Source organism: Pseudoxanthomonas sp. PXM02, from assembly GCF_014851805.1.
Taxonomy (GTDB): Bacteria; Pseudomonadota; Gammaproteobacteria; order Xanthomonadales; family Xanthomonadaceae; genus Pseudoxanthomonas_A.
Genome location: NZ_JACVAK010000001.1, coordinates 340,285 through 366,101, shown reverse-complemented (window position 1 = coordinate 366,101; position 25,817 = coordinate 340,285). Strand labels below are relative to the sequence as shown.

25 protein-coding genes are annotated in these 25,817 nt (G+C 67.9%); 8 read left to right on the top strand and 17 right to left on the bottom strand.

Features of this window, described 5'->3' with window-relative positions; genetic code table 11:
- Positions 1 to 148: 148 nt before the first annotated feature.
- The 3 genes from IB225_RS01610 to IB225_RS01600 are packed head-to-tail and all read right to left on the bottom strand — an operon-like array spanning position 149 to position 2,892.
- Positions 149 to 409: a hypothetical protein gene (locus IB225_RS01610; protein WP_192309141.1), complete on the bottom strand. Its 261-nt coding sequence runs from the start codon at positions 407 to 409 to the stop codon at positions 149 to 151.
- Entirely contained in the window at positions 406 to 1,731 is a 1,326-nt protein-coding gene (locus tag IB225_RS01605; RefSeq protein ID WP_192309139.1) for a TFIIB-type zinc ribbon-containing protein, read from the bottom strand. Before IB225_RS01605 ends, IB225_RS01610 begins: the two co-directional genes overlap by 4 nt.
- A gap of 12 nt (positions 1,732 to 1,743) precedes the next feature.
- A complete protein-coding gene (locus IB225_RS01600; protein WP_192309138.1) occupies positions 1,744 to 2,892 on the bottom strand; it encodes an SPFH domain-containing protein in 1,149 nt (382 codons plus the stop codon).
- 408 nt (positions 2,893 to 3,300) lie between these two features.
- Between IB225_RS01600 and IB225_RS01595 the strand changes: the two genes are divergently transcribed.
- The gene (locus IB225_RS01595) at positions 3,301 to 3,801 is read left to right on the top strand and encodes a transposase (RefSeq protein ID WP_192309136.1); all 501 of its coding nucleotides are present in this window, start codon (positions 3,301 to 3,303) and stop codon (positions 3,799 to 3,801) included.
- Positions 3,802 to 3,971: 170 nt separating this feature from the next.
- Here the strand turns inward: IB225_RS01595 and IB225_RS01590 are convergent, their stop codons facing one another.
- Positions 3,972 to 6,869: a two-component regulator propeller domain-containing protein gene (locus IB225_RS01590; RefSeq protein WP_192309133.1), complete on the bottom strand. Its 2,898-nt coding sequence runs from the start codon at positions 6,867 to 6,869 to the stop codon at positions 3,972 to 3,974.
- A 138-nt stretch (positions 6,870 to 7,007) separates the two neighbouring features.
- On the opposite strand from IB225_RS01590, the gene IB225_RS01585 reads away from it, so the two are divergent.
- Positions 7,008 to 8,087, top strand: a complete 1,080-nt coding sequence (locus IB225_RS01585; RefSeq protein WP_225583178.1) for a metallophosphoesterase — start codon at positions 7,008 to 7,010, stop codon at positions 8,085 to 8,087.
- Here the strand turns inward: IB225_RS01585 and IB225_RS01580 are convergent.
- Positions 8,082 to 8,885: a DUF2306 domain-containing protein gene (locus IB225_RS01580; RefSeq protein ID WP_192309123.1), complete on the bottom strand. Its 804-nt coding sequence runs from the start codon at positions 8,883 to 8,885 to the stop codon at positions 8,082 to 8,084. The genes IB225_RS01585 and IB225_RS01580 overlap by 6 nt on opposite strands.
- A gap of 209 nt (positions 8,886 to 9,094) precedes the next feature.
- Here IB225_RS01580 and IB225_RS01575 point away from each other — a divergent pair, with 209 nt between their 5' ends.
- The gene (locus IB225_RS01575) at positions 9,095 to 10,207 is read left to right on the top strand and encodes a helix-turn-helix domain-containing protein (protein ID WP_192309121.1); all 1,113 of its coding nucleotides are present in this window, start codon (positions 9,095 to 9,097) and stop codon (positions 10,205 to 10,207) included.
- Between the two features lie 12 nt (positions 10,208 to 10,219).
- Here IB225_RS01575 and IB225_RS01570 read toward each other — a convergent pair whose 3' ends face one another.
- The 4 genes from IB225_RS01570 to IB225_RS01555 all read right to left on the bottom strand — a co-directional run bounded on the left by IB225_RS01570 (position 10,220) and on the right by IB225_RS01555 (position 14,731).
- The gene (locus tag IB225_RS01570) at positions 10,220 to 10,699 is read right to left on the bottom strand and encodes a VOC family protein (RefSeq protein WP_192309119.1); all 480 of its coding nucleotides are present in this window, start codon (positions 10,697 to 10,699) and stop codon (positions 10,220 to 10,222) included.
- Between the two features lie 85 nt (positions 10,700 to 10,784).
- Entirely contained in the window at positions 10,785 to 11,402 is a 618-nt protein-coding gene (locus IB225_RS01565; protein WP_192309117.1) for a dihydrofolate reductase family protein, read from the bottom strand.
- Positions 11,403 to 11,518: 116 nt separating this feature from the next.
- Positions 11,519 to 13,102, bottom strand: coding sequence for a tetratricopeptide repeat protein (locus IB225_RS01560; protein ID WP_192309115.1), 1,584 nt, complete (start codon positions 13,100 to 13,102; stop codon positions 11,519 to 11,521).
- Positions 13,103 to 13,204: 102 nt separating this feature from the next.
- Positions 13,205 to 14,731: a hypothetical protein gene (locus IB225_RS01555; RefSeq protein WP_192309113.1), complete on the bottom strand. Its 1,527-nt coding sequence runs from the start codon at positions 14,729 to 14,731 to the stop codon at positions 13,205 to 13,207.
- A gap of 155 nt (positions 14,732 to 14,886) precedes the next feature.
- Between IB225_RS01555 and IB225_RS01550 the strand changes: the two genes are divergently transcribed.
- On the top strand, positions 14,887 to 15,939 hold the full coding sequence (locus IB225_RS01550; protein ID WP_192309111.1) for an LD-carboxypeptidase: 1,053 nt from the start codon (positions 14,887 to 14,889) through the stop codon (positions 15,937 to 15,939).
- 75 nt (positions 15,940 to 16,014) lie between these two features.
- Here IB225_RS01550 and IB225_RS01545 read toward each other — a convergent pair whose 3' ends face one another.
- From IB225_RS01545 to IB225_RS01530, 4 genes are all read right to left on the bottom strand, one after another.
- Positions 16,015 to 16,332 (bottom strand): YkgJ family cysteine cluster protein, encoded by a 318-nt coding sequence (locus tag IB225_RS01545; RefSeq protein ID WP_192309109.1) that lies wholly within the window; start codon positions 16,330 to 16,332, stop codon positions 16,015 to 16,017.
- A 260-nt stretch (positions 16,333 to 16,592) separates the two neighbouring features.
- A complete protein-coding gene (locus tag IB225_RS01540; protein ID WP_192309107.1) occupies positions 16,593 to 16,913 on the bottom strand; it encodes a DUF6122 family protein in 321 nt (106 codons plus the stop codon).
- A 7-nt stretch (positions 16,914 to 16,920) separates the two neighbouring features.
- Entirely contained in the window at positions 16,921 to 17,391 is a 471-nt protein-coding gene (locus tag IB225_RS01535) for a YaiI/YqxD family protein (protein ID WP_192309105.1), read from the bottom strand.
- Entirely contained in the window at positions 17,388 to 17,555 is a 168-nt protein-coding gene (locus IB225_RS01530) for a hypothetical protein (RefSeq protein ID WP_192309103.1), read from the bottom strand. Before IB225_RS01530 ends, IB225_RS01535 begins: the two co-directional genes overlap by 4 nt.
- 473 nt (positions 17,556 to 18,028) lie before the next feature.
- Between IB225_RS01530 and IB225_RS01525 the strand changes: the two genes are divergently transcribed.
- The gene (locus tag IB225_RS01525; protein WP_192309101.1) at positions 18,029 to 19,042 is read left to right on the top strand and encodes an alpha/beta hydrolase; all 1,014 of its coding nucleotides are present in this window, start codon (positions 18,029 to 18,031) and stop codon (positions 19,040 to 19,042) included.
- A gap of 22 nt (positions 19,043 to 19,064) precedes the next feature.
- On the opposite strand, the gene IB225_RS01520 is transcribed toward IB225_RS01525, so the two are convergent.
- From IB225_RS01520 to IB225_RS01510, 3 genes are all read right to left on the bottom strand, one after another.
- Entirely contained in the window at positions 19,065 to 20,891 is a 1,827-nt protein-coding gene (locus IB225_RS01520; RefSeq protein WP_192309099.1) for a PHB depolymerase family esterase, read from the bottom strand.
- 127 nt (positions 20,892 to 21,018) lie between these two features.
- Complete coding sequence (locus IB225_RS01515; protein ID WP_192309097.1) at positions 21,019 to 21,840, bottom strand: class I SAM-dependent methyltransferase; 822 nt, start codon at positions 21,838 to 21,840, stop codon at positions 21,019 to 21,021.
- A gap of 2 nt (positions 21,841 to 21,842) precedes the next feature.
- Positions 21,843 to 22,676, bottom strand: coding sequence for a class I SAM-dependent methyltransferase (locus tag IB225_RS01510; protein WP_192309095.1), 834 nt, complete (start codon positions 22,674 to 22,676; stop codon positions 21,843 to 21,845).
- A 224-nt stretch (positions 22,677 to 22,900) separates the two neighbouring features.
- Here IB225_RS01510 and IB225_RS01505 point away from each other — a divergent pair, with 224 nt between their 5' ends.
- Both IB225_RS01505 and IB225_RS01500 read left to right on the top strand, forming a co-directional pair.
- Positions 22,901 to 23,434 (top strand): OsmC family protein, encoded by a 534-nt coding sequence (locus tag IB225_RS01505; protein ID WP_225583176.1) that lies wholly within the window; start codon positions 22,901 to 22,903, stop codon positions 23,432 to 23,434.
- Complete coding sequence (locus IB225_RS01500; protein ID WP_192309093.1) at positions 23,435 to 24,412, top strand: AraC family transcriptional regulator; 978 nt, start codon at positions 23,435 to 23,437, stop codon at positions 24,410 to 24,412.
- A 15-nt stretch (positions 24,413 to 24,427) separates the two neighbouring features.
- Here IB225_RS01500 and IB225_RS01495 read toward each other — a convergent pair whose 3' ends face one another.
- Positions 24,428 to 25,030 (bottom strand): DUF1579 domain-containing protein, encoded by a 603-nt coding sequence (locus IB225_RS01495; RefSeq protein ID WP_192309090.1) that lies wholly within the window; start codon positions 25,028 to 25,030, stop codon positions 24,428 to 24,430.
- Between the two features lie 193 nt (positions 25,031 to 25,223).
- Here IB225_RS01495 and IB225_RS01490 point away from each other — a divergent pair, with 193 nt between their 5' ends.
- Positions 25,224 to 25,817, top strand: coding sequence for a hypothetical protein (locus tag IB225_RS01490; RefSeq protein WP_192309088.1), 594 nt, complete (start codon positions 25,224 to 25,226; stop codon positions 25,815 to 25,817).

Here is a 25,817-nt window from a genome sequence, read left to right as displayed (position 1 = left end):
TGCAGGTACCGGCGTCCGGTACATGCATTACGTTGCGTGGGCGGTAGCGTGGGGCGGGGCCGCGGATCCCGGGCGTGGACGGCAAAGCGCCCCTCATCCGCCTTCGGCACCTTCTCCCCGTTGTACGGGGAGAAGGGATATGGGCGCCCTACGAGGGGTCGCGCTTGACCCGCTGTACGCGCTGGCGGTACGCGCGGACGTTGTCGCCGTCGATGCGGGTACGCTGGGTGCCGGTGACGGTGTCGACCTTGCGGTCGTCGCCGGTGATCGGCTTGGCGACCACGTCGGTTTCGCGCTCGAACGCGTGCGACTTGTCGGTGTTGCGGTAGTAGCGGTACAGCGCCCAGTACAGCGCGCTGGCACCCGCGGGCCCGAGGGCCAGCAACCATAGGCCGTTGTCGTCGCTCATGCGCCTGCCCAGATGATGGCGAGGGCGACGCCCTCGAGGATGGTGCCGACGGTCAGCGCGGCGAGCAGCAGTTTCCAGTGCTGCACGGGCACGCTGCCCATGGTTTCGCCGGTACGGCCGTTGACCGCGATGTAATGCAGCATGCCGCCGTTCTTGCCGGGCTGGTGGTACGAGTACAGCCACACCGGCAGGTACATCGACACCCAGCGCGTGCCATGCACGTCCAGGCTTTCCTGTTCCCAGCGCACGCCGCGGTCGTAGCGGCGGACGGAGCCTTCCACCTGCGCGCGTGCGATGGACAGCAGCTGGTCCTCCAGTCGCGGGCGCAGCTGTTCGACGTCGGTGTCGCGCTTTTCCGAGGTGAAGCCGGACAGGTAGGAGGCGTTCCACTTCACCGCATTCTTGGTGTCGAACGGCAGGATGGTGTTGATGATGTTCTGCGTGTTGGCGTTCGTGTCGAGGTTGCCGCGTTCGCGCGAGGATTCCAGCGGCAGGTCGTCGACGGTGAAGTCCACCGCGCGCTCGACCCGGTAGATGTCGGCGTCGTAGTAGGTCTTCTTGTTCTTGTCGGTGCCGCGCGTGTAGGTGCGCGTCAGGATCTCGCCCTTGCCGGCCACGCTGGCGCTCGCGTTGCCGTCGACGATCATGTAGGGCAGGTAGACGCCGACGACGTTCTCGGGCGTGAACTGCTCCTTGAACTCCTTCAGCGCGAACATCCGCCGCTTGTCGACGAACTGGCGGATGCGCGCGACCGCATCGTCCTTCTTGATGTGGAACGGCAGCACCGCGTCGGGCACCGCGCCATTGGGGATCTGCTCGTTGACGCCGAATACGTGGCGGCACCAGTGGCAGCGCGCCGTCATGGCGTTCTCGGTGTTCACCGTGACCTCGGCGCCGCAGCCGGTGCACTTGAACGTGCGCAGGGCGGCGACGTCGGCCTCGATGTCGCGCGCGCCGCTGGCGATGATGGTGCCGCGGAGCTGGTCGAGCCCTTCGCCGAGGCCGAATTCCTCCTCGACCCGCGCGCCCACCCATTCGTTGCGGCAGTACAGGCAGACCAGCACGTCGCTGCCCAGCTTGTGGCGGATGTCGGTGGCGCCGCACTTCGGGCAGCGGTTCTGGCCGTCCTTCAGTTCAGCGGACGCGGTGTCGATGGCGACCGGATCGGGCGCTTCGATCTCGGCGCGGATCGACTCGGGCAGCGTGGACGGGTCGACCGGGAAACTCCCGGGCAACGGCGGCACCTCCTGCGGCGAGCCGGGGCCCGACACAGGAGGAACCGGCGGCAACGGCGGTGGCGCCGGACGGTTCGGGGTGGACATGCGTGCTTCCGCTTACAGGCCCAGTGCCTTGGCCTTCAGCGCGTCGTAGTCGGACTGCGTGATGAGGCCCAGGTCGAGCATCTCCTTGGCCTTCTTCAGCTTGGCGACCGGATCTTCTGCCGCCGGAGCCGCAGGGGCGGCCGGCTGCTGCAGGTTGCCCACGCCCATCATGCCGGTGGCCATGCCCACGCCCATCAGGCCGGCCGCGCCGCCGTTCTCGCCGGCGGACTGAATGCCCTGCGCCACGCTGGCCTGCAGGTTGGAATTGCCGCGTGCGCCGGACAGCGCATCGGCGCGCTGCACGGTCTTCAGCAGTTCACGCGTGTTGGCGTCGTACTCGATGGAGACGATGGCGGTCTTGACGATGGCCAGGCCGCGGTCGGAGCTCCACTGGTAACCCTGCTCGACGGCCGCCGACAGGCTCTGCGCGAAGCCCAGCGAATCCTGCTGCAGCTTGGTGATGCGGTTGCCCTTGGACGGATCGTTCGTGTACAGGCTGAAGGCGGGCGCCAGCGAGCCCACCACTTCGTTGAACAGCTGGGTGGCGGCGGCGTTGTCCATGTCGGTGAAGTCGAACACCTTGCCCGGCTGCAGGTACGCCGCGGGCACGAAGTTCTTCACGAACAGGATGGGGTCGACGATCTTCAGCGTGTACGAGCCGCGCGTGACCGCGCCGACCTGGGTGTTGAGGAAGCCGTCGTCCCAGTAGATCTCGGACTGCGTGCCGAAGCGGTTGTCGGGCAGTTCCTTCAGCGAGACGAAGAACGCCGCTTGCTGCGAGCCCGGCTGGCCGCCGAACTTGAAGCGTTCCCAGCTCTGGGTGATGAAGGTCGAGACGATGCCGTCGCCGGCGAAGATCGACTTGGAGTTGATGTCGTCCGAGCGCCATTCGTAACCGCCCGGCTCGGCGACGAACGCGGTGATCGCGCCGTCCTGCATCAGCAACAGGCCGTAGCCTTCGGGCACGACGATCTTCGAGCCGTTGGTGATGATGTTGGTCGAGCCGCTGGTGTTGGAACCGCGACCGGCATTGGTGCCCTGGGGCACCGCGGCGAACAGCGCCGCCGTCGACGGCAGGCCTGCCGGCACCGTGTAGAAATCCTTCCACTGGTCGCCCAGCACGCCACCGACCGCACCCACCACCGCCTGTACAAGACCCATGACATCACTCCGTGATTCGTAGGCGGGTAGGGGCACCCGCCGAGTGTGACCGAGTATACATAGCGCTTCGTTACCGCCATGGCGCAGAGGTCATGGGTGGCGGAGGCCTGGAGGCGTTGCAAAAACGTTATCCAGCGGAGGACATCAACGTGACGCGACACGCGTTGCGGACAGCGGTGGTGCGTCGCGCGTTGATCGCGCAGCTGGGGCTGTGACGTAGGGCGGGCTCAAGCCCGCCATGTTGATGCATCCGTCGTAGGGTTCCCCGGCGGAGTACCACGATGTCGGACCGTCCGCGATGGCGGGCTTGAGCCCGCCCTACGTAGAGCGTGTGTCGCGGGATTCCCCGACCAGGCGCGGTGGCATCGGATGATGGTCATGCATCCGGTATCGCACCACGTTGCGCGCATGCCCAACTATCGTCGCACACGGGTGCCGGGTGGCACCTACTTCTTCACTGTCAACCTGCTGGATCGGCGCCGCCGACTGCTGGTCGAGCAGATCGGGCTACTGCGTGAGGCGTTCCGGGAGACTCGGCGCGCCCGGCCGTTCGATCTGCTGGCGATCGTCGTTCTGCCCGACCACCTACATTGTGTCTGGCGACTGCCGGAAGGCGATGCCGACAATGCGAACCGCTGGGCTCAGATCAAGTCACACGTCAGCCGTCGCTTGCCGAAGCAGGAACCCTGCTCGCGGAAACGTATTTCCCGGCGCGAGCGCGGCCTGTGGCAACGTCGTTATTGGGAGCATGTGATCCGCGACGAAGAGGACCTGCGCCGCCATGTCGACTACGTTCATCTGAATCCGGTAAAGCACGGACATGTGTCGCGCGCCTGCGACTGGCCGTACTCATCCTTCCGGCGATGGGCGGCCCGCGGTGTCTATTCGTGGGAGTGGACGGGCGAGTGACGGCGGATCCGCAGTGTCGCCAGACCTGTGCGTCGCGGTCTTGGCGTAGGGCGGGCTCAAGCCCGCCATGTTGCTGCATCCGTCGTGGGGTTCCCCGGCGTAGTACCACGATGTCGGGCCGTCCGCGATGGCGGGCTTGAGCCCGCCCTACGGCGGTGCTCGCGCGTCGCTCACTTCGCCGGTAGCGCGCGGTTCCGGCCGTCCGCCTTGGCGCAGTAGAGCGCGGCATCGGCGGCGTGCAGCAGTGCATCCGGATTGCCGCCGTGCGCGGGACGTTGGCTGGCGGCGCCGATGCTGATGGTAACGACGTCCGCCACGCTCGATGCACGATGTGGCAGGGCGAGTTGATGTACGTCGGCGACCAGTTGCTGTGCGAGCGCAAGCGCGGTGTCGGCGTCGCAGTCCGGCAGCAGCACAGCGAATTCTTCGCCGCCGTAGCGCGCCACCAGATCCTCGCCGCTGCGCAGGCTGTCGGCCAGGCGTGTGGCGAGCGTCGCCAGCGCGGTGTCGCCGCCCATATGGCCGTAGCTGTCGTTGTAGGCCTTGAATTCGTCCACGTCGATCAGCAGCACGGCGAGCGGTGCGTCGCGGCCGGCGTGGTCGTCCCACGCCAGTTGCAGGCGGCGGGTGAACTCGCGGCGGTTGGCGATGCCGGTGAGTGCGTCGCTGGCCGCCAGGTGCTCCAGCCGCGCATTGGCTTCGCGCAGGGCGTCGGTGCGCTGGGCAACTTCGTAGGTCAGTGCGCGTTCGCGTTCGCGTGCCGAGCGCAGGCGGTAGCGCACGACCGCGACCAGCAGGCCCAGTGCCGCCAGCGCCACCAGCGTGCGCAGCCACCAGGTCTGGTGCCAGCGCGGCAGCAGGGTGAAGCGCAACTGCGCGCCCTGTTCGTTCCACACGCCGTCGTTGTTGCTGGCCATCACCCGGAACACGTAATCGCCGGGCGGCAGGTTGGTGTAGTAGGCGGCGCGCCCGGTGCCGGCCTCGCTCCAGCCGCGGTCGAAGCCTTCCAGGCGGTAGCGGTAGCGCACCGCCGATGGCGCCACGTAGCTCATCGCGGCGAAGTGCAGTTCCAGCCGCTCTACGCCCGGACCGAGCTTGCCTGCAGTTTGCGGATCGACGTCCACGCCATCCACCAGCAGGCGCTCGATCGAGACCGGCGGCGGTTGCGGATTGCCCTGCATGCGATCCGGATCGACGATGACCACGCCCTTGGCGGTGCCGAACCACAGACGGCCATCGTCGCTGCGATCCGCCGGCGTCTGCGAGGCGCCGTTGCCCTGTGCGTTGAGCATGCCGTCGCTGGTGCCGTACCAGTGCGGTGCGAGTTGCTGCACCTCACCACGGTCAAGTGCGGCGAAGTCGGTTTTCGCGAGGCGGCCGATGCCGCGGTTCGAACTGAACCAGAGATGGCCGCGGCCGTCGTCCAGCAGCGCGAACACGGCATCGCCGTGGAAACCGGCGCGTTCGAAGTAGCGGGTGACCTGGCCACCGCGGACGCGCACGATGCCGACGCTGGTGCCCAGCCACAGGCTGCCGTCGGCGGCGGGATGGAAGGCGAACACGCTGGTGCCGGGCAGGCCGTCGGTGCCGCAGGTATCCACCTTGCCGCGGGTCAGGCAGCGCAGGCCGCTACGCAGGCCGATCCACAGGCGGCCATCGGCGTCCTCGTAGAGCGCGCGGGTATCGTCGCCGCGGGTGCCTTCCAGCACCTCGACCTTCGTGCCGTCGATGCGGGCCACGCCCTGCAGCGTGCCGGTCCACATGCCGCCCTGGCGGGCCGGTGCGAACGCGAACACGATCGTGCCCGGCAGGCCTTCGGCCAGGCCGAAGTTGCGGGCCTTGCCGCTGGCGTCGAAGCGGGTGACGCCTTCAGTGCCGGCAACCCACAGCTGGCCCTGCTTGTCGGAGAGGATGGCGCGCACCAGCTGGCTGGGCAGCTGGCGGTTGTAGTCCACGGCCGGTTGCAGCACGGTGCCGTCGTAGCGCGACAGGCCGGCGCCATCGGTCCCCACCCACAGCGCGCCGCCGGGCACCTGGTGCACCGCGCGCACGGCATTGGAGACCATCTGTCCGGTCACCGTGACCAGCTTGGACTGGCTGAGCCGGTGCAGACCGCTGGAGGTGGTGCCGATCCACAGGTTGCCTTCGCGGTCTTCGAACATCGACCGCACGGTCTCGCCCTGCAGGCCGGCCAGCGTGTTGTCGCAGCTGAAGTGGCCGGAGGTCAGGCGGCACAGGCCCATGTCCAGCGGCGCGAACCAGACACTGCCGTCGCGGTCGCCGTACAGGCTGTAGATGCGGCGTCCGTCGATCGCCGCCGCGCGCGGTTCGCGCTGGAAGCGGCCATCGCGGAAGAACGCCGGGCCGGACTGGGTGCCGACCCAGGCCGTGTCCGTGGCATCGACGGCGAGGCTGTACACCGCGTTGCTGGGCAGGCCGTCGTGCTCGTCGTAGAGCTGCGCTTTGCCGTCCTGCCAGTGGACGACGCCCACGCCGTCGGCGGCGATCCAGACGCCGCCGGCGCGGTCGGCGACGATGGCCCGGTAGAAACCGCGCGGCGGGAAGCCGTCGGCATCGCCCAGCAGGCGGGGCTGTCTGTCCGTCATCCGCACCACGCCGGCGTTGGTGGTCAGCCACAGGCTGCCGGACGTGTCGTTGACGATGCCGAACACGCTTTCGATGCCGTCCGGCAGGGCGACCGGTTCGAGCGTGCGGCCCTGCCGCCGGTACAGACCGCCATTGAGGGTGCCGACCCATAGCCCGCCGTTGCGGTCGGCGGCGACGGCGGTGATGGCCGAGCTCTTCAGCGCCGGGGCGACGCGCGGATCGATGGTCTCGAAGCCGTCGCCGCTGTGCCGTGCCAGGCCGCCGTAGGTCGCCAGCCAGATCGCACCGTCGGCCTGCTGGGCGATGGACAGCACGGTGCCTTGCGGCAGTTCGTTCTCGTACCAGACGTGGGGGAACTGACCGATGGCCCGCTGCGGTTCCAGTGCCTGCGCGGGGAACAGGAGGAGCGCGCACAGCACGACGGCCAGCGTCGCGCAGGCGCGGCGTGCGTCAAGGATCATGCGGGCTCACGGGCATCGGTCCCCCCAACCGGTGTCGGGGCATGCTATCAGTAACCTTGATAACGGCGGGAAGGGCGGCCGATTGAGGGCCGTGGTTCCGCCTCCCGTGCCCGTCGACGCGAAGGCGCCCGAATGACGATGTCCCGACGTGACCTGTTGAAAGCCGGCACGGCCTCCGTGCTGCTGCCGTCCGCCATGCTGGCCTCGCCGGCCCGGGCGGACGATCCCGTGCTTCCGTACACCGACGCGGTGCTCGAGGACGGCGAGCCGCCCGTTCCCGCGGAGGGTGCGTTCACCCTGGTGGTGTTGCCGGACACCCAGTACTACACGCGCTCGTTTCCCCAGCACTTCCTGGCGCAGACGCGGTGGATCGCGGCGCAGCGGGCGGCGCGCAACATCGTCGGTGTGCTGCAGCTGGGCGACCTGACCGACCACAACACGCCCGAACACTGGCAGCACGCCGCCGACGCGATGGCGGTGCTGCACGGCCAGGTGCCGTACGTGGTGGTGCCCGGCAACCACGACTACAGCGAACGCGGACGCTGCACCGACCGCAGCACCTTGATCAACGACTACTTCCCGGTCGCGCACTTCGCGCGGCAGGCGACGCTGGGCGGCACCTATGACCGCGAACCGGACCGCATCGAGAACAGCTTCCACCTGTTGTCGGTGAAGGGGCGCAAGCTGCTGGTGCTGGCACTGGAGTTCGGGCCGCGCGCCGACGTGGTGCGCTGGGCCAACGACGTGCTGCGGCGGCATCCGGACTGGGAGGTCATCCTGGTCACCCATGCCTACCTGTATGACGACGGCACCCGCTACGACTGGGCGACGAAGGGCGACGCGCAGCCCTGGAACCCGCGCAGCTACCCGATGGCCAAGGCCACCGGCGGCGACGTGGCCGACGGCGAGGTCCTGTGGCGCGACCTGGTGAGCCGCCACGAGAACGTCATCCTGACCTTCAATGGCCACGTGCTCGGCGATGGCCTGGCGCGCCTGACCTCGCAGACGCCCGGTGGCCGCGACGTGCACCAGATGCTGGTGAACTTCCAGATGCGTGCGAATGGCGGCGACGGCTGGCTGCGCCTGCTGGAGTTCCAGCCCGACCGCACCACGGTCCACGTGCAGGACTATTCCCCCGTGCTGGACCAGCGCAACACCGCGCCGCAGAACCGTTTCACCCTGCGGCTGTCGCCGCCGGGCGGCCACGCCGTTTCATAGCACCGGCCACCACATGAAGGCCGCGGCCGCCAGGCTGCCGGCCAGCGTCAGCAGCGCGAGCAGGCCCAGCACGCTGCCCATGGCGATCTTCGCCCAGACAGGGCGCGCGCGTTCGGCGCGGAAGTACAGCTCCAGCACGACCAGCGGCAGCAGCCAGCTGGCGAAGCTGACCAGGATGAAGGTCGCGCCCTGGTAGTCGATCGTGATGCCCAGCGGGGTCAGCACCAGGCCGGCCAGCATGATGCCGATGCGCAGGAACCACACGCCGTTGACCAGCAGCCAGGCACGCAGGGCATGGCGACGGTGGGCGGCGAAGTCCCGGCGTCCGGCGCTGCGCCAGGCCAGCACGGCGCAGGCGACGATCAGCAGGCCATTGAGGGTGATCGAGACGTCGCTGCCGATGCCGAGTCGTGAACCCCGTGCCCACACCAGCCAGAAGCCGGTGAACGTCACCATCAGCGCGACGGCGAGGAACAGGCGGCCGTTCCAGCGGTGGACGGCGGGCCAGCGGCGACGCAGCGCGGGTATCAGTTGCCACGTGCCGGCGAGGGTCACCAGTCCGCCAAGCAGGGCATGGCCGAGGAACTGCGTGTTGCCGACCAGGTCGTCGGGCACGTAGCCGGTGACATGCGGCTTGGCGTTGAGTCCGGCGAAGTCGCCGGTGGCGACGGCACCGCCGAAGAACAGCGCAATGAAGGCGACGAACGCCCATTGCCCGAGGGTGGCGGTCACAAACCAGAGGGTGGCGCCGGCGGACAGCACGCGGGGCGGGGAGGGCAGGCGAAGCAGTGTCTTCATGGGGCATCTCCAGGGGTGGTTGCCCGGCACGATGGCGAGCGCTGGAATGGCTGTCCTGCCGATTTGCGATTCGGCCAGCCATATCGGCGATGGGAAATCGGCGTTCATGCGCGGGCCGGACATGACCGATGGCGCTTGCCCCGTGGCCGTGCCGTCGCCGACGCTGTTCGCAGACACGGGAGGGCGACGCGATGCACGGGTGGCAGGCCATGGCGACGGGAACCGCGGTGGCGGTGGCGACGATTTCCTTGCTGGTGCTGCTGTGGCAGCGACCCAAGCGCGATGCCGAGGTGCTGTTCGCCGTGGTCAGCGGCTCGATGGCGCTGTCGTTGATGTCGCCGTGGATGCATGGCGCCCCCACCTGGATGCTCTGGGCCGTCGCCATCGGCGGCAGCGCGACCTGCAACGGGTTCTGGCTGGTGTCGCGGGCGCTGTTCCGTGGCGACGGCGGCGTAAGCCGGCTCCACGTGGGGATCGCGGCCGGGGTCGCCTTGCTGATCGCGGCATATCGCATCGCCAGCCTGGGTGCCCGGGGCGATGCCTCGCCCTGGGCGTCGGCGCTGGACAGCCTGCTGACGCTGGCCAGTTCCACGCTGTTGGTACTGAGTTTCCTGGAGGCGGTGCGCGGCTGGTCGTCGTCGCTGCCACGATCCGAGCGCCGTCTGCGCGCGGGCTTCATGGCCACGTTCGCCAGCTGCGTGCTGTCGGCGACGCTGGTCGGGGCACTGCCGGCCATTGCCGGGGCACGTGCCGGCGTGATCGCCGCCTGCGTCATCGCCATCGTGCTGTTCACCCATGTGGCGCTGCGTCACCGTCGTCGCATGCCGCTGGCACCGCCCGCGCCGGTCGCTGTGCCGGAGGAAGCCTGCACGCCTGATGCGGAATCGCCGACGCCGCGGACGCGCCCTGCGCTGACCCTTGAAGACACGCGCCTGGCAGCCGCGCTGCAGCATCAGCTGGAGGTGCTGCAGGTCTACCGCGAGCCGGAACTGAAGGTGCTGGATCTGGCCGAACGGCTGCGGGTGCCGGAGCACCGGCTGAGCCGGCTGGTCACGCAGGCGCTGGGCGAGAAGAACTTCAACCAGCTGATCAATCGCCACCGCATCGCCTACGCCTGCCGCCGGCTGGCGAACCCGGATGGCGAGGCCAGCATCCTCGACATCAGCGGCGATGCCGGCTTCGCCTCGTTGGGTCCGTTCAACCGCGCGTTCAAGGCGGCGATGGACTGCACGCCGACGGCATACCGTGCGGCGTGCCGCACGCAGGCGGTCGAGGCCGATGCCGATGACGCGGATATCGCCTTGCAATCGGCACCGCACTGACGGTCGCGGAGATCAGCCGCGCACCGCGGCCTCGATCTTCGCGATGTCGATCTTCTGCATCGTCATCATCGCCGCGAAGGCGCGCTGGGCGACGGCGCGGTCGGGATTCGTGAAGGCATCGGTCAGCACGCGCGGGGTGATCTGCCAGTTCAGGCCCCACTTGTCCTTGCACCAGCCGCACTCGCTCTCGCGACCGCCGTTGCCGACGATGGCATTCCACAGCCGGTCGGTTTCTTCCTGGTCGTCGGTGGCGATCTGGAACGAGAACGCCTCGCTGTGCTTGAACGCGTCACCGCCATTGAGGCCGATGCACGGGATGCCGTAGACGGTGAACTCCACCGTCAGCACGTCGCCTTCCTTGCCTGACGGGTAGTCGCCGGGCGCGCGGTGCACGGCTTTCACTTCGCTGTCGGGAAAGGTCTTGGCGTAGAAGTTCGCGGCCTCTTCGGCATCGTTGTTGTACCAGAGGCAGAGGGTGTTCTTCGGGGTCATGGTGTTCTCCACAGGGGATTGCGTGGACGGGAGGTGGGGCGATCTTCCCGCCCCGCGGGGAAAGCCGGGTGAAGCCGGCCGCAGCTCAGTCGTCGGCGAACGAGCCGGTGCGCACGTCGCCGTCGCGCAGGTAGCGGTTGACCACCACGCCGGTCGACGTGGTGCGTGACGAGGCCAGCCGGAACGACGCGGCCTGTGTGGTGTCGTCGAACAGACGCTTGCCGCGTCCCAGCAGGACCGGATACGTCAGCAGGCGGAGTTCATCCACCACGTCGCTGGCCAGCAACTGGTGCAGCAGGTCGCTGCTGCCCTGCGTGACCAGGTCGGGTCCCTCGCGGCGCTTGAGCGCGCGCACGGCGGAGACGATGTCGGCGCCGAGCGCATGGCTGTGCTGCCAGGCCAGCGTGTCGGGATGATGGGTGGCAACGTACTTGGTTGTCCCGTTGAAGGCATCGGCAATGCCGCCGTGCGGCGCGTCGCTCGACACCTGCGGCCAGTAGCCGGCGAAGATGTCGTAGGTGCGCCGACCCAGCAGCAGCGAGAACGGCTGTGCGAACAGGCCGTCCATCGCCTCGTCCTCGCCTGCGAAGGGCCAGACCCAGCCGCCGTGAGCGAAGCCTCCACTGGTGTCTTCTTCAGGTCCGCCCGGCGCCTGGATGACGCCGTCGAGGCTGACCATGACGGCCACGATAAGTCTGCTCATGTCGGGTTTCCCGGCAGTCCGGAACGGCCGCCTTTCCACTGCGACGAACGGGTGCCTGCGGAATCGACACCACCTGCTCAGAGGGAGGAGTTGCCCACGTTGGCTTCGGGACTGCGCTATTCGGTCGAGCGCCCCGGCTCCGGAACCGCAGGAGCTGCGACTTCCTCGAGCGCATTCAGGTCATCCAACTGCGACATCGGAATGGCCACCGTGGCGAGGTACTTGCCCGGTGCGCTGTAGAAGGTAAGGCACAGGTCGGGCCGGTCTTCGAAGAAGCATGCGTCGCCTCCGAGAACGGTCTGGTTGGCCGACAGTACGCGCCGGATGCCATCGTCCTGGCCGATGGCGCGGGTGGTCCGGTACCACTGGCCTTTCTTCGGCAGGTCCACGGCCGGCTCGTTCCAGTCGTGCGGCTTGCCGACCTTGGCGAGGACCAGGGTCCGGATCTCCTTGCGCGCAGATCCGGTCCCCACCAGCGTGGTTTCCAGCAGGCTGCGGCCGCTGGGATGCGCGACGCGTGTGTCCACACCCATCTCCAAGAGCGCACGTACCGCTGCCACGTTGTCTGCCGCAATGGCACGCTGCAGGAGCGTGCCGTTGCGGGGATCGAGGTAGTTGAGATTGACGCCCGATGACTGAAGACGTCGCAGATCGTCTGGAGCGATGAACGCTGCAGCCTCGCCCACCACCTTTGCGACCGCATCGCGGCCACCCTGATCGATCAGGTCCGGCACGAGAACGCCGTAAAGTGCGGGGAACGTGGCGGGCATCGAAGCGAGCAATCTCAGCTGCGCTCCAGGGGACTCCCCTGTCCGCAACATGTCGGCTACAAAGGGGGCTGCCTGCTCCGGCCCACCATCGCGCATTGCGAGGCCAGCCTTTACGAGCAGCCCCTGGGTCAATGTGGCGCGCCCGACACCGAAGTTCGTTTGCTCAAGTGCGGTACGACTGTCTTCGACAGCGGCATCCACCTGTCCCTTCTCAAGATGAAGCTTGGCACGACGGTCCAGCAGGAAGGCGCGCTCTGAGCCCTGCGAGCTGAGCAACGCTCGCGACAGATAGTCGATGCCCACTTCGTGCTCGCCCAGCGCACCATGGATCTCGGCAAGCTCGGAGGCCGCCAACCGCTCCTCTCCGGTATCGATGTCACCAACGATCACTTTCCGGTACTCGGTCAGCGCACTGCGAAGCAACGCGGGATCGCCGCGCTCGTTCGCGAGTACCCGGAAGACGGCACCCTTGCGCAGGCGAAGTTTCCTGTTGGACGGGTCCAGCAGCTCGGCCCGATCGAGCATCGCTAAGGCCTCCTCCGTCCGGAACTGCGCGTGCCTGATCTGGGCGTAGACGACCCAAGCAATCGCATGTCGAGGATCCGCTTCGGTGGATTGTTGCGCCCAACGTTCGGCGCTCGCCATCAAGTCTGGATCCCAGCCCATGGGTGGCATACCGTTGACCTGAGCCAAGCCTTCGACGGCGCGCAGGTAGTCGATCCTTGCGAGCTGCGCCATGACTTCGGCATTGCGCGGATCTTCCCGGTTCAGCCTCAGCAGCAGGGCTTCGACACTGTCACCCTGGCCGGAGTCGATCGTTGCTGCGATCTCTGCAAGGGAGGGCTGTTCTGAACCGGTCTGCTTGGCGTCGCAGGCAGTAGGAAGAAGAAGCGCGAGCAGGAAGAGTGATCGGACATCCATGTCGGGCATTGAGGTGATGGAGGGATGGGCAGAGCATAGCGCGCTGATCGACCTCGCTTCATGTCAGGGGTCTCTGGTGCGTCCCCCGCACGCGGTACGCGACCACAGGACTCACACCCAGGGGGCGAGCGCGATGTTCAGTTCGGCCTGGAATCCCTTGCTGGACGCGACCGGTACCGTGTACACCGATGGAGACGGCTGCTTCGTGCCGACGGCCTTCTTGCCGATACGGGTCAGCTCGGCGGCATCCTTCGGCCCGGTGGCCCAGTGCTCATCCGCCCAGACGTAGCGCAGCGCCCAGGTGCCGTCGTCGTTGCGCTTGGCGAACAGCACCAGGGTGTCGCGGAACAGGTATTCGCCGGGGATGTGCTGCTTCAGGAACAACGCGCCGTCCACTTCGTAGCCGGCGGTGGAGACCGCCAGGTCGATCGAGAACGACACCTCGCTGCCGGCGGTGATCTTCGAACTGTCCAGATAGACCGAAAACAGCGTGGGCGAGCGCGCGTTGCGGATCAGGGTGCCATCCGGGCCGAACAGTTCCGCATATTCGCGCCGCACCGCGCTTTCGTGCGCCTGCGTACGCGAGGTCAGCTGGTAGGTATAGGCGCCGCGCGGCGCCACCGTGGTCTCGATGTAGTACGAGGAAGCGATCTTCTTGCCGCGCTTGCGCGCCTGTTCGATCTCCGGCGGGAACGGCAACGCCGTGATGTCCAGCCGGCCGGTGGCGCTGAGGTCGCCGAACAGGAAGCGCACCAGGTTCTGGTAGCCCTCTTCGGAATTGACGATGCCGAAGAAGCCGCTGTGGCTGCGGTTGACGAAGGCGCGCGGACTGCCGGCCACGTAGGCGTTCTCGATCCGTACCAGACCGTCGCTCATCTGCCCGACCGCCAGCGACGACAGGCCGTGTGCCACCGCGTAGTCGCGGCTGTTGGTGCCGACCAGGCTGAAGAAGCGCTCTGGCGGAAAGCCCGAGTCGCCCAGCGTGTTGGCCTTGTCCTTGGGTACCTTCAGGTACTTGGCCATCACGCCGCGGTTGAAGTTGTTCATGTCGTTGATCGACAGCAGGCTGGGCACGTTGATGCCGCCCATCTCGATGCCGTTGTGGGGCGTGGCGTAGGTGAACACCTTGTCCACCAGTGCACGTACCTCGGCGGTGGCGATCTCGGGGTTCTGCAGCAGGCAACGGCAGATCAGGCCGCCCATCGAATGCGCGACCAGGTGGACGCGGAACGCCTTGCGATCGGCTTCGTTGTTGCCGCAGATGCGCTCGCGCAGTTCCACGATGCGCTCGGCCAGCGCCCGGGCGGCATCGGGGATCGACAGCGCCTTGCCGTCGCCGAACGCAGGATCGGCGGCGTCGTAGTAGCGATGGATGACGATGCTGCGCGGCGACAGCTTGCCGGCGTTCTCGGCGCCGGCCGCGTAGGTGTCGCGGTAGTCGTAGTCCTTCATCAGCCGCACCAGCGGCGACTCGAACACGAACTTCGTGATGCGTCCGTCCTGGGCCTGGCGGATCTTGGTGGAGCCGGCCTCGAAGCCCATGTAGGGCGTGGAGGTGGTCTGGATGACTTCGTCCTTGGTCATCGCATAACCGCGGACGTAGATGATGGGATAGAACGGTCGCTGGATCCTTGCCATCGTGTCGCTCCCTGCGGGTCGCCGGTTGAATATCACAGGTCTACGACAAAGACGGTGACGGAAGGACACGGCCATCGCGCACGGCCACAGGTGTCCGCCATGCCCGCAGCGGTTAGGATGAAGCTCCCATCCATGCGATGTCAGATCGAGGTGGCATGAACAGGCGACATTTTCTCGGCAGTGCGGCCCTGATGGCTGCGGCGTCCACCGTGCCGTTCGCGGTCGGTTCCACCGCATCGGCGGCCACGTCCCCCAGGCGCCTGCTGCCCCCCGCGCTGAAGCCCGGCGATACGGTTGCGTTGGTCAGTCCCTCCGCGGCCACCGATGAGCCGCTCGACCTGCAACTCGCGCAGGAAGCGATGGAAGCACTGGGCCTTAAGGTGAAGGTGGCGCCGCATCTCGCGTCGCGTCGCGGCCATCTGGCCGGCACCGACGCCGAGCGGGCAGGGGACCTCAATGCGATGTTCGCCGACCGCGAGGTCAGGGCGATCATCTGCGCGCGGGGCGGGTCCGGCGCCGCGCGCCTGTTGCCGTTGCTCGACTACGCCGCGATCCGCCGCAATCCGAAGATCCTGCTGGGCTATTCCGACATCACGGCGCTGCACAATGCATTGCTGTCGCAGGCGGGATTGGTCAGCTTCCATGGCCCCATCGGCATCGGCAGCTGGAACACGTTCAATGCCGACCAGTTCCGTCGCGTGTTCTTCCAGCGCGAACAGATGCAGTACGCGAACAGCACCGACAAGGGCGATGAGATGGTGCAGCGCAAGAACCGCACCGTCACCATCACCGGTGGCAAGGCGCAGGGCGACCTGGTGGGCGGCAACCTGACCGTGCTCACCGCGCTGGCCGGCTCGCCCTACCTGCCGGACTTCAGCGGCAAGATCCTCTTCCTTGAAGACGTGTCCGAAGCGCCCTACCGCATCGACCGCATGCTCAGCACGCTGCGGCTGATGGGCGCGCTGGACAAGGTGAAGGGCGTGATCTTCGGCGAGTGCACTGAGTGCGATCCCGGCGGTGGCTACGGTTCGCTGACGCTGCCGGAGATCTTCGACGACTACTTCAAGCCGCTGAAGATCCCGGCCTATCGCGGCGCGATGATCGGCCACATCCGCCAGCAGTTCATCGTGCCGGTGGGCGGCAAGGTGGAGATGGACGCGGATGCGGGAACGTTCCGGATGCTGGAGCCGGTGTTCCAGGGCGGTTGATGCAACGACGGGTTCCGGGACTTAGCGGATCAGGCTTGATGCGGCGACTGAGGCGGGAGCCCTGACCGCTCCGCCTCAGTAAAGCGTCAGCGGAATGCCGCGGGCCGTGCGGTCGAGGTAATCGGCGCGCACGTCGCGGCAATAGGCGCCGGACATGACGAAGCGACGGCAGATCTCCGGCCGTGTTTCGTAGATCGAGCAGCACATGCGGGCGCTGTCGATGGCCACGCACCAGCCTTCCTCGTCACGCGCCATCACGTGCAGGCCGGCATCGGTGTGCGTGGTGAGGTGCGAGGGCACGCGGTCTTCGCGCTGCAGCACCACCGTCAGCCGGCAGCAGACCGCATCGCAGCGCTCGCAGAGCGGCGCCTTGGGTGCAACGACGGCATTCATGCGTGTGAACCGGGACCGCCACGCGCGATGCAATCGGTGTCGATACGGAGGGCGAGGTGGAACGGATGGCCTGGCATGGGCGCTCCCGGTGCGGCGTGCAGCCCGACAAGGGCGTGACGCATGGAGGAAAGCGCAGCGGGCGACGTGGGAAGTCGGACGGGACGCAAGAGGTGCAGCGGCGTCATGGTACGCCTTGGGCCCGGCGGGCACCTGAAGCCAGCAGCCGGAACTGAACGTCCGGGTCAGTTTTCGCGCCTGCGCTACATCAGCAGGCAGTCGATGCCATCCAGCACGATGTGGATCAGCAGGCCGATGCCGAACCAGCGGGTCTTCTTCGGCAGCGTCAGTCCGGCGTACACCGCGATCGCCGGCCACGTGTGGAGTGGATGGAAGCCGATGCTGCAGCGTCCCGGCGCGTAGATCGGATCGGCGAGCAGGTGGTCCAGGTCGATCACCCAGGCGGCCAGCATCCACAGTGCGGCGCGCTTCCAGTCCTTCGGCCAGAACAGCCGCGCGACCCCCAGCGGCACGATGACGTGCAGCAGCAGGTGGAGCGGGGCGCGGAGTTCGAAATCGGGCACGACGGGCTCAGCGACGCGTGGCCAGCCAGCGATCGAGCTGGTTGGCGAAGGCCTGGCGGTCGCGCGCATTGAAGGCTGCCGGGCCGCCGGTCTGCACGCCGGCACCCCGCAGTTCGTCCATGAAATTCCGCATCGACAGGCGCTCGGCAATGTTGTCGGGCGTGAAGCGGTCGCCGCGCGGATTGATCGCCTGTGCGCCGTTGGCCAGCACACGGGCCGCCAGCGGAATGTCCTGGGTGACCACCAGATCGCCCGTCCGGGCGCGTTCGACGATGGCGTCGTCGGCCACGTCGTAGCCGCCCTGTACCTGCAGTGAGCGGATGAAGCGCGAAGGCGGTGTGCGCAGCCACTGGTTGGCGACCAGCGTGACCGCCACCTGCGCGCGCTCGGCGGCGCGGAACAGGATGTCCTTCACCGGTGCCGGGCAGGCATCGGCATCCACCCAGACCTGGGGCGCGGGGACGGTGTCCCCGCTCATTCCGCCGTATCGGCCCCGGCGGTATCGGCTTCCGCCGCGTCAGGATCGGCATCGGGACGGGCGGCATCGCGCTCGGCGCGCTTCTTGGCGTCCTTTTCGTCCTTTTTCTTCTTCTTGGCCAGTTCGCGCTGGCGCTTCTCGAACGAGTAGTTGGGTTTTGGCATGGAGGGAGGTGCTCGACAGGAAGGGGGTAAGCGTGGCGCGAAGGCCATCCGCAGGTCTACACGATAGCCCGCATCCGCCATCCGCGGGCAGTGGCGCCTGCGGAACCGCGTGTTTCAAGGAGTTATCGGCGCCGCCCGTGCCTACCGACCCGCCACATTGCGTGGAGCGGTCGGGTTCCGGCGCGGCGCGAGCGGGGTGGCGCGCTCGCGCCGGTCGTGGAGGCTGCTATACCATCGCTGCGTCGGGTATCCCCGGGGATGGGGGGCCTGGACGTCCTTTCACGGGGTGATCGATGCGGCGAATTCTCTGCCTGGTCCTGGTGGCCGTGGTGCTGGCCGGCTGTTCGAAGCGCGTGGTCCACGAACTGCCACCGCCTCCACCGGACGATGTTCCGGCACCACCCCCTCCGCCGCCTCCGCCTCCGCCTCCGCCGCCCCCTCCGACAGGGACGGCGCCATCCGCGACGCCGACGGTGCCGAAGGCCGATTTCGTCAACGTGGACGTGTTCTACGCCACCAATCGCATGCCGGCCGAGGCGTTCGCCACCTTGGCGCCGGGCGAGCGTTTCACCGCCGGTCTGGCGCGCGCGCTGAGCTATGGCACTGCGCGCATCAGCATTCCGAAATCCCACGTCGCGGGTGAACTGGAATCGCCACGCTGGTATCTGCTGGAGTTCAAGGAAGACCCCAGGCAGCACGTCATCCTGCAGGACGTCGCGCGGCTGGCGCAGGCGCCGTTCTTCGCCAGGCTGCACGGGCGCGTGGAGGAATCACGCGGCAGCAACGCCTTCGTGTTCGTGCACGGCTACAACGTCAGCTTCCGGGATGCCGCGCGACGCACCGCGCAGCTGGCCTACGACCTGCGCTTCGATGGCGCACCGGTGTTCTACAGCTGGCCGTCGCAGGCCGCGCTGGCGGGGTATTTCACCGACGAACAGACCATCGCGCGCTCGGTGCCGCTGATCGAGGGCTTCCTTGCCGACATGGCCGACCGCTCCGGTGCGCAGAACCTGTACATCATCGGCCACAGCATGGGTACGCGCGGGCTCACCCAGGCCATCCGCAACCTGGTGGTGAAGCGTCCGGACCTGCGCGGGCGCTTCCGCGGCATCATCCTCGCGGCGCCGGACATCGACGCAAAGGTGTTCCGTACCGAACTGGCACCGGCGATGAGCGCGGCGAGTGGGCGGGTCACCCTCTATGCGTCATCGGAGGACATGGCGCTGAAGGCATCCAAGCAGGTCAATCGCGGTCCGCGTGCCGGCGACACCAGCGAGGGCGTGGTGCTGGTCACCGGCGTCGACACCATCGACGTGTCCGGCGTGGACCAGAGCATGCTGGCGCACTCCTACTTCATGGAATCGGACAAGGTGATGGGTGACATCCGCGAGATGTTCCGCGCCAACCTGCCCGCCGCGCAGCGCAAGCCGCTGCAATCGGTGAAGCTGGGCGCCGGCATGTTCTGGAAGATCCTGCCGCCGCCGTGACGCGGCGGCAGGATCGCGTCGGCTACGGCAGCGTGTAGGTCACCGACAGCTTCGCGGTGGCGCCCTTGTCGATCCACAGGTAGTTCGTCGCCGTCTGGTTGGCGTTGAAGCGCAATCGCAGCTGGGTGCGGCCGCTGCGGTTGATTGCCGCACGGCCTGCGGCGTCGAATACCGTGCTCGTCTGGTTGCCGCCGGTGAAGGTCGGTACCTGCGCGCTGGCGGTGGTCGTCGTGCTTGCGGCCCAGTCCGCGGCCTCGATGGTGCAGGCGCCAAGGCAGCCGTTGCGCACGTCCACGACCATCGTGTTGCCGGCTGGACTGCTCCACGGATCACCGCTGGCGCTGCGATAGGCGACGGTCAGCGTGGCCGAGGTCACCACCGCGTTGTCCGGTAGCGACGCAGTGTCGAACGACAGCACCGCACGGTTGTAGTTGCCGTCGGTGCCGCGGCCGATGGCCAGTCCGTAGTACGCCTCCAGCGTGCCGACGGCGGCACTGCCGCCCGTGCTGGTGGCCTTCACGTAGCCATCGTTCGCATCTTCGTTGTTGAAGACGACCGTGACCGGCGAGCCGCCGCTGGTGCCGCCCGTAACAGTGACGTTGACCGGCGCGGACGTGCCGGTGTTGCCGGCCAGGTCCACCGCGCGTGCCAGCAGCACATGCGCGCCGTTGCTGGCGCCGCCGCTGTTCCATGCCAACGAGTAGGGCGCATTGCTGTCGCTGCCGAGCAGCGCACCGTCCAGCAGGAAATCCACGCGCGCCACGGCGATGTCATCGCTGGCGTTCGCCGACAGCGTGACGGTGCCGCTGACGGTGGCGCCGTTGGCGGGCGCGGTCAGCGTTGCGGTGGGTGGCACGCCATCCAAGTTGTCCAGGCCGAAAAAGCGGGCGATGTAGTAGCTGGAGCAGATGTTCACGTCCAGGATGTACGCGCCCGCGGTACCGCATTGGGTTTCGCCCGTGCCCGGATCGACCGGCGTGCCGTGACCCATGCCGGTGATGACGTAGGTCTCCACTTTGGCTACGCCGCTGGCGTTCTTGTAGACCTTGTGCGGATAGCCGCTGACGGTCTCGCTGACGTCGGCCACCGTATCGATGCCGTGCACGTCGGCCCACTGCTCAAGGCTTTCGGTGAGATTGGCCGGACGCACGGTGTAGTCGGCATCGCCGTGCCAGATTGAGACGATCGGCCACGGCCCGGTCCAGCCGCTGGCGGCGCGGACTTTCGCGCCCCATTGCGCGGGCATCAGGTCGCTGCCGGGATTCATGCAGCTGAAGGCGGCGGTCTGCGTGGTGGCGCAGCGGTAGGGAAGGCCTGCGACGATGGCGCCGCCGGCGAAGACATCCGGATACGTCGCCAGCATCACCGAGGTCATCGCGCCGCCGGCCGACAGGCCCGTGACATAGACGCGGGCCGGATCGATGCCGTGGTCGGCGACCATGCGGTCGACCATCTGTTTGATCGACAGCGGCTCGCCCTGGCCGCGCGCGGTGTCGGCGGTCTCGAACCAGTTGAAGCAGCGGCTGCTGTTGTTGCCGGTCTGCTGCTCCGGCAGCAGCAGTGCGAAGCTGAAGCGGTTGGCCAGCAGTTCCCAGCCGGTTTCTGCGTCGTAGCTGGAAGCCGACTGCGCGCAGCCGTGAAGGGCGACCACCAGCGGCGCATTCGTCGGCAGTCCGGCCGGCACATATTTGTGCATGCGCAGATTGCCGGGATTGCTGCCGAAGCCGGTGACCTCGGTCAGCGCCAGCGCGGAGCCGCTGGCGAACAGGCAGGAGAGGGCGAGCAGTACGCCCAGGCGATAGGGACGGTGACGCAGGGAAAGACACGACAGCAGGGCAGCGATCGACATCGACGGCACCTCCGGTGTGAAGTGGCGGCAGTGGGCCACAGCACTTTCCGGCGGGGCATTGGCCAAAAGGGAAAGCTGCATCGCACCATTGCACGAGTGCGACGCAGGTCCGGCCCGGGTGCCACACTCAGGCCGGCTTGCGTGCCGCCGCCACCACAAATTCGCCCGGCATGCGGTAGCCCGAACCGATGCGCCACGGTGCGATGGCGCGCAGATAGCGTGCCTGCACGCGGCGTCGTGTGGGCACGTCGAAGCGCGACCACGCCATCGCCACCGGACCGCCGACGAACGCGGCATCGCAGGCGTCTTCACCACTGGCGTAGTCGAGCACGGCGTCGACACGCTGTTCCTGCACACCGGTGAAGCCGGTACGCGTGCACAGGTCGTCCAGCATGCCCGCATGGCCGAGTTGGAAGAACAGCGGGCACACTTCGCTGGACACTTCCTCGTCGACGATCGGAAAGATCGGCGACCAGCCGCAGCGGGCGCGCTGACCCCAGACCGCGATCGCCACGCGGCCGCCGGGTTTCAGCAGCCGGTGGATCTCGCGCATGGCCTGCTCCGGATCCGGCATGTACATCAGGCCGAGCGCGCAGTACGCGACGTCGAAGCTGCCGGCCGGCGCGTCCAGTTGCTCGCCGTCCATGCGCGCGTAAGTGACGTTGGCCACGCCAAGATCCATGGCGCGCTGCGTGGCGCGTTCCACCATGCGTTCGGCGATGTCCACGCCGAGGACGCGGCCGGTGGGTCCGACCTGGCGGGCGGCGGCCAGGGCGATCACGCCGGTGCCGCAGGCCACGTCGAGTACCGACTCGCCGTGCGCAGGCGCGGCGAGATCGAGCAGGCGACGGTGTGCGTCGGCGAGGGCCGCTTCCCACAGCGTTTCGTAGTGGCTCGCGGCCAGGTCCCAGCCGTAGCGCTGGATGCGCCGCTGCAGTTTCGCCTGCATGTTCACCGGCGCGTGACCACGATTTCCAGGTATTCGCTGGGCACGACCAGACCGTTGCCGTTGCCGGTGCGCATGCGTTCCATCAGCGCGTCCAGATCGTCTTCCAGTTCCGCGGCGCGCGCTGCAGGCAGTGCCTGGAAGGCCTTCTGCACCGGCCCGTACCAGGTGCGGAACACGTCGACCATGTGCGCGGCCGAGCGGTAGCGGAAGTTGAACAGGCGCGGCGTGGCCGAGATCGCGCTGACGCGGTCGCCGAACAGCGTGTGCAGGTGCGCATGCGTGCCCCACAGCGACGGCGGTTGCACCCCGGCTGGCGGCGGCAGATGGCGGCCGAGCACCTTGAACATCTGGCCGATGAAGCCGTCCGGCGTCCAGTTGGCCAGGCCGATGCGGCCGCCGGCGCGGCAGACACGCAGCAGTTCGCTCGCGGCCTGCGCGTGGTCGGGGGTGAACATCACGCCGAACGTCGACAGGACCACGTCGAATTGCCCGTCGGCGAACGGTAGCGCTTCCGCGTCGGCGGTCTGGAACTCGACCTCCAGCTGTTCCGCCTCGGCGCGGGCACGGCCCAGGTCGAGCAGGGCGGGCACGTAGTCGGTGGAGACCACGCGGCCGCCACGGCGCGCGGCGGCCAGCGTGGCGTTGCCGTTGCCGGCGGCGACGTCCAGGACGTGGTCGTCCCAACGCAGGTCGACGGCTTCGGCCAGCTGTTCGCCGACGATCTGCAAGGTGGTGCCGACCACGGCGTAGTTGCCGCTGGACCAGGCGGCCTGCTGGCGTTGCTTGATCGCGGCCAGGTCGGGGGAAGCGGGGAGGGAAGCGGGGACGGCGTTCATCAGGGGCACTCCGGTTGGGGAAGCGCAGACTGGCGGTGCGACGTGGGCGGCGTCCTGACGCGGCGTCTGCCGGAACTGGCCGTGCGTCCGTGGCGCGTGGCCGGTCGTCCCGGGTTCCTGATTTCCTTGCCGTGCGTCCGGCGGCTGGCCTCGGCGTGCGGAAGGCCGCGTTATCGGGAGCAGAATCCGGTCCTGACCCGCTGGACCCCAAGCGACCTTCCGCCATGGACATGCACCACGACATCAACGCGGCATTGCAACGCGCCGTCGCCGTGTTCACCCGCCGGCCCGACAAGGGCCTGCACGACGATGTCAGCGCCCGCGCGCAGTGGGACGGCGGGATGCGCGTCACCGCCACGCATGCGTCCGGTGTGCGGATCGGTACCGACATGCCGGCCGAACTCGGTGGCGGTGGCGAGCTTCCATCGCCCGGCTGGTACTTCCGCGCCGGCATCGCCGCCTGTGCGACCACCGCTATCGCGATGGTGGCTGCAGAGCAGGGCATCGTCCTCGACCGTCTCGACGTGGAGGTCGGCAGTCGCACCGACACGCGCGGCCTGCTGGGCATGCGCGACAGCGACGGCGTGGCCGTCGACGCAGGTCCCGTGGCGATGCAGGTGGCGGTCGATGTCGCGGCGGCCGGCGTTGCACCTGACCGGCTGCGTGCGCTCGTCGAGGAGGCATTGCGGCGATCGCCGATGCAGGGTGCGATCGCAGGACAGCCGGTCATGACGGTCGCCATCACGGGTACGACCTGAGTGGATGCGCTGTCGGAAATCCTGCGCGTCGTGCAGATGTCGGGGGCGTTCTTCGTCAACGCCCGCTTCAGTGCACCCTGGTGCTACCAGTCGCCGAAAGCCGCGCTGGCGGCGCCGTGGCTGGATCCGTCGGCCGAGCAGGTGGTGATCTTCCACCTGATCACCGAGGGCGAGTGCGTGGTGGAACGGGAAGGCGCAGCGCCCGTGCATGCGCGGGCCGGCGACGTGGTGATGTTTCCCAATGGCTGTGCACACCGCATGGCGTCGACACCGGGACTGCCGCCGCCGAGCGGCGCGGCCGACCTGAAGAAACTGTTTTCCAGCCGGCCGCGCCGTCTTGCCTACGGCGGAGGCGGCGCACCGACACGCATCGTCTGCGGTTACCTGGCCTGCGATACACGGCTGGCGCGCCTGCTGCTAGATGGCCTGCCGCCGGTCGTGCGCGTCAGCCTGCGCGACACGCATGCCGGTCCATGGCTGGAATCGTCGGTGCGCTATGCGCTGGCCGAAGCGAAATCGCCGCGGCCGGGCGGCAATGGCCTGCTCGCCAAGCTTGCCGAGCTGCTGTTCATCGAGATGCTGCGTCAGCACGTGCAACAGAGCGAGGGGCACGCCGGCTGGCTGGCGGGACTGGGCGATCGCGTCGTCGGTGGCGCGCTGAACGCGATGCACCAGCGCCCGGCGCACGACTGGACGCTGGCCGAACTCGCACGCGCGGCAGGCACCTCGCGCTCGGTGCTTGCCGAGCGCTTCCAGCACCTGGTGGGCACATCGCCCATGCAGTACCTGACGCAGTGGCGCATGGTGATGGCGGCCAACCTGTTGCGACGAAGCAATGCGCCGCTATCGCGCGTGGCCGAGGAAGTCGGTTACCAGAACGACACGTCGTTCAGCCGCGCGTTCCGTCGCGAATACGGCCAGCCGCCGGCATCGTGGCGGCGCAGCCTGGCCGAAGCCGGACAGGCTGTGAACGCGTGATCCCGGCCGCGGCGCTCAGGGGCGCCGCTTGTAGGTGATCTCCATCATCTTGGTTTCCTTGCCGTCCGGACCGGGACCGTACATCTCGAACACTTCGGTGTCCTTGTCGCTCCAGCGCGTGGTCATGCGGCTGGTCTGCGGCTTCTTCGTCACCGGATCGTGGTGGGTGCCGGTGTAGGTGCAGGTGAGCTGCGCATCGCAGGTCCCTTCGCTGAGCATCACGCCGGTGCTCATGCTGTCGTTCCAGGTACCCCAGTACTTGCCGGTGACATTGTCGAAACCGTGCAGGCCCTGGCCGGTGAACGGCTGGCCCATCACCTGCGACGTCACTTCCTCCAGCATCACGCGGTTGCCGAGGATCATGCGGCGCGTCGCGGTGCCGGGATCGGTGCTGGGCGGTGCGCCGGGCGCATGCCAGCTCTTCACCGTGAGGTCGTAGTTGCCGGCCATCCCGGCCAACCTGCCGTGTTCGATGCCGGGCGTGCCGGCCTTTTGGTACGCCTCCATCTGCGCCTGCATCTCGGGTGTCATCGAGGGCGCCTTCTCCTGTGCGAAGACCGCAATCGTGGCAAGCAGTGCGGAAACGGCAACGGACAGCTTCATCGAGGTGTGACGCATGGGTGCCTCCTGCAGCGGACGGGAGCAGCCGGAATGCACGACGAAACGTTCAACCTCCGTGAAAAACCGCGCCGTTGCGCGTTGATCCGGCGACGGTCCGACGTACGGCGCTGTCCGCTGCCGCTGCGATGCCGCGTTGGCCCTGATTGCAAGCCACCGCACCACGCGGTGGCGGATCCACGGAGAATGGAACATGGCAATCCGCACGATGCTATCTGCACTGCTCGTCGTCGCCTGCGGGCAGGCACTGGCGGCTCCTCCGCCCGATGAGCTGCTCCGCAAGAGCACGCCCGTTGTCGATCTGGTGTCGGTGCTGTGCGTGCAGCAACCCGTCCGCTGCCCGCGCTTCACCCGCAACATCACCGTGCCGGCGCATGCGCTGTCGAGGTCGGCGACGCCGGGCGCGTTCGACGTGCACACGCGTGGCGTGAACTGGAACGGCGGCACCGGCGTGATGTCCTTCACCCTGAAGCGTCCCGCGGATTTCACCGGCACCCGCATCCGCCTGCGGTTCTTCTACGAGATGGTCGGGGATGAAGGCGGCGACCTGCAGTTCGTGGTCACGCCGGTGACGCTGAGGCACGGCAGTGGCTTCGAGACCTACTCGAGCTACGGCACGCCGCTGGCAGCGGTGCCGGAGTCGCCGACGATCATGCAGGAAGCCTCGCTGATCCTGACCAAGAACAGCGGTTCCCCACCGGACGAGCAGTGGTGGTACTTCGACGTCGTGCGCCAGGGCACCTTCGAAGGGCGCCTGCGCCTGTACGCGGTGGTCATGGAGTACTGA